The sequence below is a fragment of the Pseudomonas fluorescens genome, from assembly GCF_902497785.1.
Taxonomy (GTDB): Bacteria; Pseudomonadota; Gammaproteobacteria; order Pseudomonadales; family Pseudomonadaceae; genus Aquipseudomonas; species Aquipseudomonas fluorescens_BO.
Window position 1 is genome coordinate 251,250 of the sequence record NZ_CABVHK010000011.1, and the last position, 12,966, is coordinate 264,215.

Genomic DNA, 12,966 nt, shown 5'->3' on the forward strand with positions numbered 1-12,966 from the left:
AGATCCGTCATGCTCGATATCTTTCACAACCCCGGCGAGTTTGTCGCCCGGTGCGATCAAGGCGTACTCGACCCCAACTGTCATGCCGACACGCAAAAATTTCACCACGGCATCGGCTCGCTGGACTTGCTGCGTGCCGTGCGCGTCAGCCGCCAGAAGCGCCGGCCGCTGTCCCTGAATGTGCAACTGCCGTCCAGCCTCAACGCCTCTTTTTGTACCGCGGTTGCCACGGGCGAGCACGACGCAATCGAGCAATACCTCCAGCGCCTGGGGCATGAAATCGACCTGGTCGGTTGCCACCTCGATCCGCAGCAGCGGGTCGAGCAGTTTCATCTGGGCGGTGGAACACCGACCATTGCCCACCTTCAGCAGCTGATGAGCCGTTTGCGCAGCCGCTTCAACTTTCTCCAGCACGAGTGCGGCGACTACAGCGTTGACGTCGACCTGCATCACACCGACTGGTCGACCATGGGCGCGTTGCGCGACCACGGGTTCAATCACGTCAGCATCGGCGTTCCGGATATCGACAGCGACTGTGACATGTCGGTCGCCTGCTACCAGAACCCGGCGCCGATCCATTCGCTCATCGACGCCGCGCGGACCTTTGGCTATCGCTCGATCAATGTTGACCTGGGTTTCGGCCATGCCTGGCAAACCCCGGACACCTTTGCACGCAAGCTGACGACGATTATCGAGCTGGAGCCGGACAGGCTCATGCTGTTCGACTATGCGCGTCCGCCGCGTCGATACCGACCGATGATCGGCGACAGGGTAAGGGCGTTGTGCAGCCAGGATGATAAAGGCGCGATGCGCCAGATCTGCTTTGATCAATTGGATGCAGCAGGCTACCACTACATCGGCATGGGCCAGTTTGTCCGGCCGGATGACGATTTGGCGATTGCGCAAGAGCGCGGGCGGTTGCGCCGCACCTGTGACGGGTTCAGCCGCCACGGCTATTGCGACCACATCGGTTTTGGCTTGGGCGCCATCAGTCAGATCGACGATTTGTACACGCAAAATACCGACGCCATCGAGCGTTACCAGCAGCAGCTGGACCGTGACCAACTGCCGACATCCCGAGGCTGGCGTTTCGAGGCCGGGGACCAGATCAGGCACACGGTCATGGAACGCCTGGCCTGCGATCAGGAACTGGATATCCGCGCCATCGAACGCCGTTATGGCTTGATTTTCTCCAGGTATTTCTCTTCGGTCTGGCCACGGCTGGAGCAACTGAATCGTGACGGACTGATTGAGTTGACGGAGCGTTTCATCAGCATTCTTCCCGCCGGCCGGCAGGAAGTGGACGCCATCTGCAGCCTGTTTGAAAAGGACTCGGGCGATGCCAGGCATTAACCCCTCTGCGAGTAGATCGACCATGAAGCCTGTCTTCGATTTCAACCGCGCCCTGGTCGAAAAATATGACCGTCCGGGGCCGCGCTACACCTCTTACCCGACAGCGCCGCAGTTTCATCAGGCGTTCGCCGTCGACGATTATCAGCGCGCCGCCCGCGACAGCAACGAGGTGGCCGCACCGAAGCCATTGTCGGTGTACATCCACATTCCGTTCTGCAAAAGCCTTTGCTACTACTGCGCCTGCAACAAAATCATCACCCAGAAAACCCATCGCGCCGTCGAGTACCTGACGTACCTCAAGCGCGAAATCGCCATGCAGGCGGCCTTGTTCGACAGCACGCGCAAGCTCACGCAACTGCACCTCGGCGGGGGTACGCCGACCTATTTGACCGGCGAACAACTGGCGGACCTGATGGACTGCCTGCACCAGGCATTCGACATGGATGACAGCGACGACCACGAGTTTTCCATCGAGGTTGATCCGCGCACCATCAGTACCGAACAGATCCGGTCCCTGCGCCAACTGGGCTTCAACCGCTTGAGTTTCGGCGTGCAGGACTTCGATCCTGCCGTGCAGGCGGCGGTCAATCGTGTGCAAAGCGAAGAGCAGATCTATGCGCTGGTCGGCGCAGCGCGGGAGGCGCACTTCAAGTCGATCAGCGTTGACCTGATTTACGGTCTGCCCCTGCAAACGGTGAGCAGCTTCGACGTGACCCTGGGCAAAATCATCGCCCTGCGCCCGGACCGGATTGCCGCCTACAGCTACGCGCACCTGCCCGAGCTGGTGCGCGCACAACGGCTGATTCGGCCGCAGGACATGCCGCCTCCGGAGCGCAAGCTGGAGTTGCTGGAGTTGACCATTCGACGGCTGACCGAGGCCGGTTACGTCTACATCGGCATGGACCATTTCGCCTTGCCGGACGATGAACTGGCGCTGGCCCGCACCCATGGCACCCTGCAACGCAATTTCCAGGGTTACTCGACCCACGCCGATTGCGATTTGATCGGCCTTGGCGTGTCTTCGATCGGCAAGGTCGGCGACAGCTACAGCCAGAGCGTCAAGGAGCTTTCGCAATACTATGCGCGCATCGATCAAGGCCTGTTGCCGGTGCATCGGGGTTATCGCCTGAGCGCTGACGACCTGTTGCGCCGCGAAGTGATCAGCGACCTGATGTGCCATGGCCGGATCGATTTCGCCAAATATGAAGCGAGCAATGGCATTTGCTTCACCGAGTATTTTGCCGCGTCACTGGCGCAACTGGACGAGCCTGTGCGCGACGGACTGTTGCACATTCACCGCGACCACCTGGTGCTGTTGCCGCCAGGCCATTTGCTGATGCGCAGTGTCGCGATGGCGTTTGACGCCTATCTGGGCGGCGAACACCACGGCCGGTTCTCGCGCACTGTTTAAGGCGTTGGAACGCTCTGGCGCGGGGAATTTTGGCAAGTTGATTTCAATCAAGGGCAGGGCGCGCAAGGCTCCCTAACATGGCCGCAAGACCCTTGAAATCTGCGAACTCATGACAAACCATCAGCCTTCGATCCCCGGCAACCTGCGCAACTGGAGCGTCGGTCTGGTGGTGATGCTCTTGCTGTTGGGCGCGATGTTCGCGGCGGTGCAGGCCAAGTCCTACGGCGACATCGAGCAGCAGCGTATCGACAAGGTCTTCCCGCAGGCCGACACCGTTTCCACACCGGATGGCCCGTTCAAGGTGCGCACGCTTTCCGCTGCCGGCAAGGTCATCGGTTACGTGTTCCAGAGCCTGGACGTGGTGGATATTCCGGCCTACTCGGGCAAGCCGATCAACACCCAAGTGATCCTCGACACCGCCGGTGTGATCCAGGATGCCTATGTGCTGGAGCACCACGAGCCGATTCTGCTGATTGGCATCCCTGAAGAAAAACTCCACGGTTTCAGCGCCCGCTACACAGGGATCAAGGTCAATCAACGGGTGGTGGTCGGCCACTCCAGTGATCCGAGCGCGGTCACCGTGGACGCCATCGCCGGCGCGACCGTTACCGCCATGGTCGTCAACGAGGTCATCATGCGCGCCGCCCACGAAGTGGCCGTATCGCTCAAGCTGATCGAGGACAAGGGCGGGGTGGTGAGCAAACCCGCCACCGTTCGCAAGGATTTTTACGAGCCCGCGACCTGGACGCAATTGACCGGCAACGGCGCCATTCGCCGCTTGAACCTGACCCGTGGGCAAGTCGACGACGCCTTCAAGGGCACCGAAGCCGAAGGCGTCGACACCGCCAGCCCCGATCAAATCGATGAGACCTTTATCGAGCTGTACACCGCTGACGTCAACCCGCCGACCATTGGCCGCGCGCTGCTCGGCGACAACCAATACCATTTGCTCATGCAGGACCTCAAGCCCGGCGAACAGGCCATCGCGGTACTGGGGCGCGGGATCTATTCGTATAAAGGCTCGGGTTATGTGCGCGGCGGGATTTTCGACCGGGTGCAATTGCGCCAGTTCGGCAACGTCATCAGTTTTCGCGACATGGACCACCTGCGCCTCTCTGATGTTTCTGCCGAGGGCATGCCCGAATTCACCGAAATGTCGGTGTTCATTGTGCGCAAGGCGGCGGGCTTCGATCCGGGATCGCCCTGGTCTCTGGAATTGCTGGTGCGCCGTCAGACTGGCCCGGTCAGCGGCATGTTCAGCAGCTTCGAACTGGCGTACCAGCTGCCCGAGCAATACCTTGATCGACCGGCACCGAGTGCCGAAGAACTGGCCGCCCTCGAGGAAGCCGGCCGGCCGATGTGGTTGACGATCTGGTATCAGAAGCAGTTCCAGATCGGCGTACTGGCCAGCGCCTTGTTGCTGTTGACGGCCATCCTGTTTGTGCAAGACAAGCTCACCCGCCGGCCGCGTTTTCTGCACTGGCTGCGTCGTGGTTATCTGATCTTCACCGTGGTGTTCCTCGGCTGGTATGCCTTGGGACAACTGTCGGTGGTCAATGTCCTGACGTTTGTCCATGCGTTGTTCGAGCACTTTCGCTGGGAGCTGTTTCTCACTGATCCGCTGATCTTCATGCTCTGGGTGTTCACCGCCGCGAGCATCCTATTGTGGGGGCGAGGGGTGTTCTGCGGCTGGCTGTGCCCGTTCGGTGCCTTGCAAGAACTGATCAACGAAGCCGCGCGCAAACTGAAAATTCCCCAATACGAATTGCCCTTTGCGGTGCACGAGCGGCTGTGGGCGATCAAGTACCTGATTTTGCTGCTGCTGTTCGGCCTCTCGCTGGAATCGATGTCCACCGCCGAACTGTTCGCCGAGGTGGAACCGTTCAAGACCGCCGTCACCCTCAGGTTCGACCGCCAGTGGTGGTTCGTGCTCTACGCGGTGGCACTGCTGGTGATCAACATTTTCACGCGCAAGGTGTACTGCCGCTACATCTGCCCGTTGGGCGCAGCGCTGGCGATCCCGAGCAAATTGCGCCTGTTCGACTGGCTCAAGCGCCGCCAGGAATGCGGCAGCCCGTGCCAGTTGTGCGCGAAGGAATGCGAGATCCAGGCGATTCATCCGGACGGCCGGATCAATGTCAACGAATGCCACTACTGCCTCGATTGCCAGATGACTTACCACAACGACCACAAATGCCCGCCGCTGGTGAACAAGCGCAAAAAGCGCAGCAAATCGGCCTCGGTCGCGGCGCAATTGATACCTGTCGTGGAAGTGACTCCCACTGTAGGAGCGAGCTTGCTCGCGAAGGACTCATAGGCGCCGCGTTTAGCCAGTCGTCCCGCGTCATCGTTAACGACCATCGTCGGAACGCCGCCCGGAGCTAGCTCGCTCCTACAGACCGATTTCACCGTTCTTATCCCTTCAAGGAGTACGCAACATGACCGACAAAGAATCCACAAAACCGGTGCTGGAAGAAGAGCAGACCGGACTCAGCCGTCGCGGCTTCCTCGGCAGCAGTGCCGTGACCGGCGCGGTGCTGGCGGGTGCCGCGACGCTGGGCGGCGCCGTGTTCAGCCGTGAATCCTGGGCCGCCGCGGTCAAGGATGCGCAGGCAAAAATCCATGTCGGCCCTGGCGAACTGGACGAGTACTACGGTTTCTGGAGCGGTGGCCATCAGGGCGAAGTGCGGGTGCTGGGCGTGCCGTCGATGCGCGAGTTGATGCGCATTCCCGTGTTCAACGTCGACTCGGCCACCGGTTGGGGCCTGACCAACGAGAGCAAGCACATCCTCGGCGACAGCGCCAAGTTCCAGAACGGCGATTGTCACCACCCGCACATCTCCATGACCGACGGCAAGTACGACGGCAAGTACCTGTTCATCAACGACAAGGCCAACTCCCGTGTCGCGCGGATCCGCCTGGACATCATGAAGTGCGACAAGATCCTCACGGTGCCGAACGTGCAAGCCATTCACGGCCTGCGCCTGCAAAAGGTGCCGTACACCAAGTACGTGTTCGCCAACGCCGAGTTTGTAATTCCGCACCCCAATGACGGCCACACCTTCGACCTGCAAGACAAAAACAGCTTCACCATGTTCAACGCCATCGACGCCGAGAAAATGGAAATGGCGTTCCAGGTGATCGTCGACGGCAACCTCGACAACTCCGACGCCGACTACACCGGCAAATACGCCGCGTCCACGTGCTACAACTCGGAGAAGGCCTACGACCTGGGCGGCATGATGCGCAACGAGCGCGACTGGGTCGTGGTGTTCAACATCCCGCGCATCGAGGCGGCGATCAAGGCCGGCAAGTTCATCACCCTCGAAGACTCGAAAGTACCGGTGGTCGACGGTCGTAAAACCGATGGCAAAGACTCCGAATTCACCCGTTATATCCCGGTGCCGAAGAACCCCCACGGCCTCAACACGTCCTCCGATGGAAAGTATTTCATTGCCAACGGCAAGCTGTCGCCGACGGTGTCGATGATCGCCATCGACCGCCTCGACGACCTGTTCGCCGATAAATTCAAGGACCCGCGCGAGGTCATCGTCGCCGAGCCGGAACTAGGCCTGGGCCCGTTGCACACCACCTTCGACGGTCGCGGCAATGCCTACACCACGCTGTTCATCGACAGCCAGGTGGTGAAGTGGAACATGGCGGAAGCGATTCGTGCCTACAAGGGCGAGAAGGTCAATTACATCAAGCAGAAGCTGGACGTGCATTACCAGCCCGGCCACAACCACGCCTCGCTCACCGAAACCAGTGAAGCCGATGGCAAGTGGCTGGTGGTGCTGTGCAAATTCTCCAAGGACCGTTTCCTGCCAACCGGGCCGCTGCACCCCGAGAACGATCAGTTGATCGATATTTCCGGCGACGAAATGAAACTGGTGCACGACGGCCCGGCGTTTGCCGAACCCCATGACTGCATCCTCGCGCGTCGCGACCAGATCAAGACGCAGAAGATCTGGAGCCGCACCGACCCGTTCTTCGCCCCCACCGTGGCGATCGCCAAGAAAGACGGCATCAACCTTGAAACGGACAACAAGGTCATCCGCGATGGCAATAAAGTGCGGGTCTACATGACCTCCATGGCGCCGGCCTATGGCTTGACCGAGTTCACGGTCAAGCAGGGCAATGAAGTCACCGTGATCATCACCAACATCGACCAGATCGAAGACGTGTCCCACGGTTTCGTCATGACCAACCATGGCGCCAGCATGGAGATCAGCCCGCAGCAAACTTCGTCCATTACCTTCACCGCCGACAAGGCCGGCCTGCATTGGTATTACTGCAGTTGGTTCTGCCACGCGTTGCACATGGAAATGGTCGGCCGCATGAAGGTCGAGCGGGCCTGACGTTTGTCCAGCCACAGGAGCGGGCCGATGACCGATATCAAGGGTAACCGGGTGAAGGTGATCGCGCTGGCGCTCCTGCTGGCGTCCGGCAGCGCGCTGGCGGTGCAACCCGTCACCACGTTGCCGCTGCGCCTGGACGCCGAGCAGCGCTGGCAACTGCCGGCGGGGGAGTACCGGGGATCGTTTAGCGTCGACCAACCGATGCAGATTGTCTGTGAGCCCGGCGCGGTGTTTCAGGCGCAAGGGCAGGGCAACGGGGTGATTGTCAGCGCGCCGGATGTCCGGATCGAAGGCTGCACGTTTCTCGACTGGGGACACGACCTCACGGCCATGAACGCAGCGGTGTTCCTTCAACCCTCGGCCCGTGGCGCGGTGATCAAAGGCAATCGCATGCAAGGACAGGGGTTCGGGATCTGGGTCGACGGCACGCAGGACGCGAGCCTGATCGACAACCGCATCCAGGGCGATCCGACGCTGCGCTCGCAGGATCGCGGCAACGGCATTCACCTGTACGCGGTGCACGGCGCCAGGGTCATCGGCAATCACGTGCGCGACACCCGCGACGGCATTTACATCGACACCTCAAATGGCAACTTGCTCGAAGGTAATACCCTCGAAGACTTGCGCTACGGCGTGCATTACATGTTCGCCAACGACAACCGGGTGATCGGCAACACCACCCGGCGCACCCGCACCGGCTATGCCTTGATGCAAAGCCGCAAGCTCACGGTGATTGGCAACCGCTCCGAGCAGGATCAGAACTACGGGATCCTGATGAACTACATCACCTATTCCACCTTGCGCGATAACTTCGTCACCGACGTGCGCGACGGCTCGACCGGCGACAGCATGATCAGTGGCGCCGAGGGCAAGGCGCTGTTCATCTACAACTCGCTGTTCAACAGCATCGAACACAACCACTTCGAACGCAGTGCAGTGGGCATTCACCTCACCGCAGGCTCCGAAGACAACCGCATCGCCGACAACGCGTTCGTCGGCAATCAGCGTCAGGTCAAATACGTCGCCACCCGCTTGCAGGAATGGTCGGTGGACGGGCGCGGCAATTACTGGAGCGACTATCTGGGCTGGGACCGCGACAGCGATGGCCTCGGCGATATCGCCTACGAACCCAACGACAACGTCGACCGCCTGCTGTGGCTGTACCCGCAAGTGCGGCTGTTGATGAACAGTCCCGGGATCGAGTTGCTGCGCTGGGTGCAGCGGGCCTTCCCGGTGATGAAATCGCCGGGCGTGCTCGACAGCCATCCGCTGATGAAATCCACCACGAACACTCTGGTTCAGGAGCCGGGCACATGAATGTCATCGACATCGAAGGCGTCAGCCAGCGCTATGGGCAGACCACGGTGCTGCATGAGTTGAACCTGAGTCTGGCTGAAGGCGAGGTGCTGGGTTTGTTCGGGCACAACGGCGCCGGCAAGACCACCAGCATGAAACTGGTGCTCGGTTTGCTCCAGGCCACTGAAGGGCAGGTCCGGGTGTTTGGCCGTTTGCCCAGCGATCCGCAGGTGCGACGCCTGCTCGGTTATCTGCCGGAGAACGTGACGTTTTACCCGCAGATGAGCGGCCTGGAAACCTTGCGCCATTTCGCCCGACTCAAAGGCGCTGCTCCGGCTCAAGTCGACCTGTTGCTGGAGGAAGTCGGCCTGGCGGGCGCAGCGCTGCGCCGGGTCAAGACGTATTCCAAAGGCATGCGCCAGCGTCTCGGGTTGGCGCAAGCCTTGCTCGGCGAGCCGCGTTTGTTGCTGCTCGACGAGCCCACCGTCGGCCTCGATCCCATCGCCACCCAGGATTTGTATCGGTTGCTCGACCGCCTGCGCAGCCAGGGCACCAGCGTGATTCTGTGTTCCCACGTTTTGCCGGGGGTCGAGGCGCACATCAATCGCGCGGCGATTCTGACTCAGGGGCGTCTGCTGGCCCTCGGCAGTCTGCGCAGTCTGCGCGAGGAAGCCGGGTTGCCGACACTGATCCGCGCCCATGGACTCAAAGGTGCCGGGTCTTTGCAGGCCGCCTGGAACAACGCCGGGCACGTCACGCAACGGTGGGGCGTGGAAGGCCTGGAAGTGGCGGCGATCAATGGCAGCAAGCTCGGGCTGTTGCGCCAATTGCTTAATGAAGACGAACCGGCTGACGTCGAAATCCATCCGCCGTCCCTTGAAGACCTGTACCGCTACTACATGGGACGCGCGACCGCGACCCGCAGTGGAGAGACCCTGTGAACCCGATCTGGAACATGGCGCGCAAGGAATTCAATGACGGTTTGCGCAACCGCTGGTTGTTGGCGATCAGCCTGCTGTTCGCGGTGCTGGCCACCGGCATCGCCTGGCTGGGCGCGGCGGCGTCCGGTCAACTGGGCTTCACCTCGGTTCCTGCGACCATCGCCAGCCTGGCCAGCCTTGCGACCTTCCTGATGCCGCTGATTGCGTTGCTGCTGGCCTATGACGCCATCGTCGGCGAGGACGAAAGCGGCACATTGCTGCTGTTGCTGACCTATCCCTTGGGGCGCGGGCACATCCTGCTCGGCAAGTTCATTGGCCACGGCTTGATCCTGGCACTGGCGACGCTGATCGGATTCGGCTGCGCGATGCTGGCGATTGCCGTGCTGGTGGAGGACATCGAACTGCAACTGCTGCTCTGGGCGTTTGCCCGCTTCATAGCGTCTTCGACGTTGCTCGGCTGGGGCTTTCTCGGGCTGGCTTATGTGCTGAGCAGTGTGTCGGCCGAGAAATCCACAGCGGCCGGGCTGGCGCTGGGCGTGTGGTTTTTCTTTGTGCTGGTGTTCGATCTGGCGCTGTTGGCATTGCTGGTGATCAGTGAAGGTCAGTTCAACCCGAAAATACTGCCCTGGCTACTGCTGCTCAATCCCGCTGACATCTATCGCCTGATCAACCTTTCCGGTTTCGACGCCGTCGCCAGTACCGCTGGCGTGCTGACCCTCGGCAGCGATTTGCCGGTGCCGGGCGCGATGCTCTGGCTGTGCCTGTCGTTGTGGGTAGCGGCGCCTTTGAGCCTGGCCTGGCTGTTGTTTCGTCGGCGGGCGACATGAATTCATACCTTGGTTTTTGGAGCACCTGACGATGAACACTCTTTCCTGGACAACCTTGCGCAACCTGGCCGGCCTGATGGTCTGCCTCATGCTGACGGCCTGTGACAAGCCGGCCCAAGCCAGCTACAGCGACGCCGCCAGCGCTTTTCACCCCAGTGATGAATGCCATGTCTGCGGCATGATCATCGACGGCTTTCCCGGACCCAAAGGCGAAGTGGTGGAGCGCAGCGGCATCAAGAAATTCTGCTCCACGGCGGAAATGATCGGCTGGTGGTTGCAGCCGGAAAATCATCATGGCGATGCGAAGCTGTATGTCCACGACATGGGCCACAGCCCGTGGAATGCGCCGGATGATACCCATCTGATTGACGCCAAGGATGCGTTTTACGTGGTGGGCACGCGGCTCAAAGGCGCGATGGGTGTGGTGCTGGCGTCGTACTCGAGCCAGCAAGCGGCGGAAAAACTCGCCGAGGAGCAGGGCGGGCACGTGCTGCGCTTTAGCCAGATTGATCAGGCGGTGCTGCAACAGCCGGCCATGTCGCACTGAGGGTGAGGCAAGGTCAAAAGATCGCAGGCTTCGCCAGCTCCTACATTGGGAGGGTGTACGCCCCGTGGGAGCTGGCGAAGCCTGCGATCTTTGGTTTTCCGTCATCGAGAAAATCTGATCGCCGTCAAGTCGGTATTTTCGCGCGTGTTCAAAGATAGGGGCTCGCAATGGCCCCAGTGCTTGGCATCGATGATGCCCAGGAGAACATGATGCAAACCGAGTTTCAGGATCGTTTGGCGGTGATCACCGGCGCCAGTTCCGGGATTGGCCTGGCCTTGTGCGCGGCGCTGTTGCCGCGCGGGGTCAAAGTGCTGGCGATGTCGCGCAGCGTCGGTGAGTTGCCGGCCTTGCAGCAGATCTACGGTGAACGCCTGCAATGGTGTGCCGGGGACGTGACGTGCGCGGAAGATTTGCAAGCGCTGGCGTGGCGCGCGGCGTCATTGGGGCGGGTGGATTATCTGGTGCCAAACGCGGGCATTGCGGAAATGGCCGACAGCCTGGACATGGCGGCGTTTGAGCGTCAATGGGCGGTCAACGGCGCCGGTGCCTTGAACACCTTGGCGGCGTTGCGCGGTGAGCTGGCGAGTCCGGCGTCGGTGGTGTTTGTCGGCAGTTTCCTCACCGGTTCAAGCTTCCCCGGCCTGGCCGCCTGCATCGCCAGCAAAGCCGCACTGGCGGCACAGGCGCGCACACTGGCGGTGGAGTTTGCCCGATACGATGTGCGCATCAACCTGGTCTCCCCGGGCCCGACCGCCACGTCAATGTGGGACCATTTGGGCTTGAGTGACGGTGAACTGGGCGATGTCGCCGACACCCTTGGCAAGCGCCTGCTGCCGGGGCATTTTCTTGATGCATCGGCGGTGGCTAACGTGATCATTTTCCAGCTGTCCCAAGGGGCGCGGGGCGTTTATGGACAGGACTGGAAAGTGGACAACGGGTACACGTTGAGCTGAGAAAATCCCTGTGGGAGCGAGCTTGAACTGGTCAAGTAATTCTGGACACCAGTTACGGTTTTCATGCCGCCAATCTCTCCATAGCTACCGGCGACCGGTAATCGTTGTAGCTGTGGAGCCTGACGTTGTTGTAACGCATCACATAACGCTGAACATCCACGCGGGCTTCATGCTCCGAGCGGTAGCCGTCTTCGGGCACCCACTCTGACTTCAGGCTCCCAAAGAAACGCTCCATCGGGGCGTTGTCCCAGCACTCACCTTTACGACTCATGCTTTGCACAAGTCCATGCTTGCGCATCTCACTTCTGAATTTGTGGCTGGTGTATTGGCAGCCTTGATCGGAATGAAACAGCACCTCTTTCGGCCGGCCTCGCAATTCGACCGCCATTCGCAACGCTTCACAGGTCAGCGTGGCATCGGAAATCATTGAAAACGACCAGCCTACGATCCGGCGAGCAAACAGATCCAGAACCGCCGCGAAATACATCCAGCGCTTGCCGACCCTGATGTACGTCACATCGCCACACCACACCTGATTCATCGCCGTGACATCGAACTTGCGCTTGAGCACATGCGGCGCCACCAGCGCTTCTACGCCGGAAGATTTGTACTTGTGCCGCCTGCGTTGATGGCTGGCGACTCCGGCTTCGCGCATCAAGCTGCGAGCCATATGCCGCCCAACACGATGCCCCTTTGCTTGCAGCTCCTTGGAAAGGGTGCGAGACCCAGCCGACGCTCTGGATTCCTTGTGATGCTCGACTAGCACGGCTTTAAGTTTCTCCCGCTCAGGCTTCACCTTACCTTGGCGCTGACGCCAGGCATAAAAGCTGCTGCGGTTGACTCCAAACGCCCGACAGCAATTGTTAACGCCGTACTGCTCGTCCAGCTCGTTGATCAGCGAAAATGATCTTTGGAGTCCAAAAGCAGGAGAGCACTGGCCTTTTTTAGGATTTCAATATCCAGGTCTTTCTGCCTGAGCAACGCCTTAAGCTGCTGAATCTCTCGCTGATCCGCGGTAATCGCCTTAGCGCCCTGCGGGGTCGAACCCAGGCGCTCTTTGCGAACCTGATCGACCCAACGGCGCAAGGCGGTAGGGCCGATATCCAGACTGGCACAGACTTCGGGAACTGACTGGCCCTCGTCCAGCACCATGCTGGCAGCCTTGAGCTTGAACTCACTGGAATAAGATTTACGCATATTCAAACACCTCAGATTTGGGCGCCATCATAACGCCCGATTGAAGTGTCCAAAATCATTAGGCCAGTTCAGCTTGCTCGCGA

The 12,966-nt window shown here is 60.4% G+C and carries 11 protein-coding genes; 9 read left to right on the plus strand and 2 right to left on the minus strand.

Features of this window, described 5'->3' with window-relative positions; translation table 11 throughout:
- Positions 1-9: 9 nt before the first annotated feature.
- From F8N62_RS18310 to F8N62_RS18355, 9 genes are all read left to right on the plus strand, one after another.
- A complete protein-coding gene (locus F8N62_RS18310) occupies positions 10-1,353 on the plus strand; it encodes a coproporphyrinogen dehydrogenase (protein WP_150711982.1) in 1,344 nt (447 codons plus the stop codon).
- A 22-nt stretch (positions 1,354-1,375) separates the two neighbouring features.
- The gene (gene hemN, locus F8N62_RS18315; protein WP_150711983.1) at positions 1,376-2,764 is read left to right on the plus strand and encodes an oxygen-independent coproporphyrinogen III oxidase; all 1,389 of its coding nucleotides are present in this window, start codon (positions 1,376-1,378) and stop codon (positions 2,762-2,764) included.
- Between the two features lie 109 nt (positions 2,765-2,873).
- The gene (nosR, locus tag F8N62_RS18320) at positions 2,874-5,081 is read left to right on the plus strand and encodes a transcriptional regulator NosR (protein WP_150711984.1); all 2,208 of its coding nucleotides are present in this window, start codon (positions 2,874-2,876) and stop codon (positions 5,079-5,081) included.
- Between the two features lie 121 nt (positions 5,082-5,202).
- Positions 5,203-7,122, plus strand: coding sequence for a TAT-dependent nitrous-oxide reductase (gene nosZ, locus F8N62_RS18330; protein WP_150711985.1), 1,920 nt, complete (start codon positions 5,203-5,205; stop codon positions 7,120-7,122).
- A 27-nt stretch (positions 7,123-7,149) separates the two neighbouring features.
- A complete protein-coding gene (locus F8N62_RS18335) occupies positions 7,150-8,439 on the plus strand; it encodes a nitrous oxide reductase family maturation protein NosD (protein WP_150711986.1) in 1,290 nt (429 codons plus the stop codon).
- Positions 8,436-9,359, plus strand: coding sequence for an ABC transporter ATP-binding protein (locus F8N62_RS18340; protein ID WP_150711987.1), 924 nt, complete (start codon positions 8,436-8,438; stop codon positions 9,357-9,359). Before F8N62_RS18335 ends, F8N62_RS18340 begins: the two co-directional genes overlap by 4 nt.
- The gene (locus F8N62_RS18345) at positions 9,356-10,186 is read left to right on the plus strand and encodes an ABC transporter permease (protein ID WP_150711988.1); all 831 of its coding nucleotides are present in this window, start codon (positions 9,356-9,358) and stop codon (positions 10,184-10,186) included. Before F8N62_RS18340 ends, F8N62_RS18345 begins: the two co-directional genes overlap by 4 nt.
- Before the next feature lie 31 nt (positions 10,187-10,217).
- Complete coding sequence (locus F8N62_RS18350; RefSeq protein ID WP_150711989.1) at positions 10,218-10,733, plus strand: nitrous oxide reductase accessory protein NosL; 516 nt, start codon at positions 10,218-10,220, stop codon at positions 10,731-10,733.
- 209 nt (positions 10,734-10,942) lie between these two features.
- Positions 10,943-11,686 carry an SDR family NAD(P)-dependent oxidoreductase gene (locus tag F8N62_RS18355; RefSeq protein ID WP_150712001.1) on the plus strand — a complete coding sequence of 248 codons (744 nt, stop codon included), beginning with the start codon at positions 10,943-10,945 and terminating at the stop codon, positions 11,684-11,686.
- A gap of 61 nt (positions 11,687-11,747) precedes the next feature.
- Here the strand turns inward: F8N62_RS18355 and F8N62_RS18360 are convergent, their stop codons facing one another.
- Entirely contained in the window at positions 11,748-12,584 is an 837-nt protein-coding gene (locus F8N62_RS18360) for an IS3 family transposase (protein ID WP_224791387.1), read from the minus strand.
- Positions 12,581-12,883, minus strand: a complete 303-nt coding sequence (locus tag F8N62_RS31940; RefSeq protein ID WP_224791342.1) for a transposase — start codon at positions 12,881-12,883, stop codon at positions 12,581-12,583. Before F8N62_RS31940 ends, F8N62_RS18360 begins: the two co-directional genes overlap by 4 nt.
- Between the last annotated feature and the right edge of the window lie 83 nt (positions 12,884-12,966).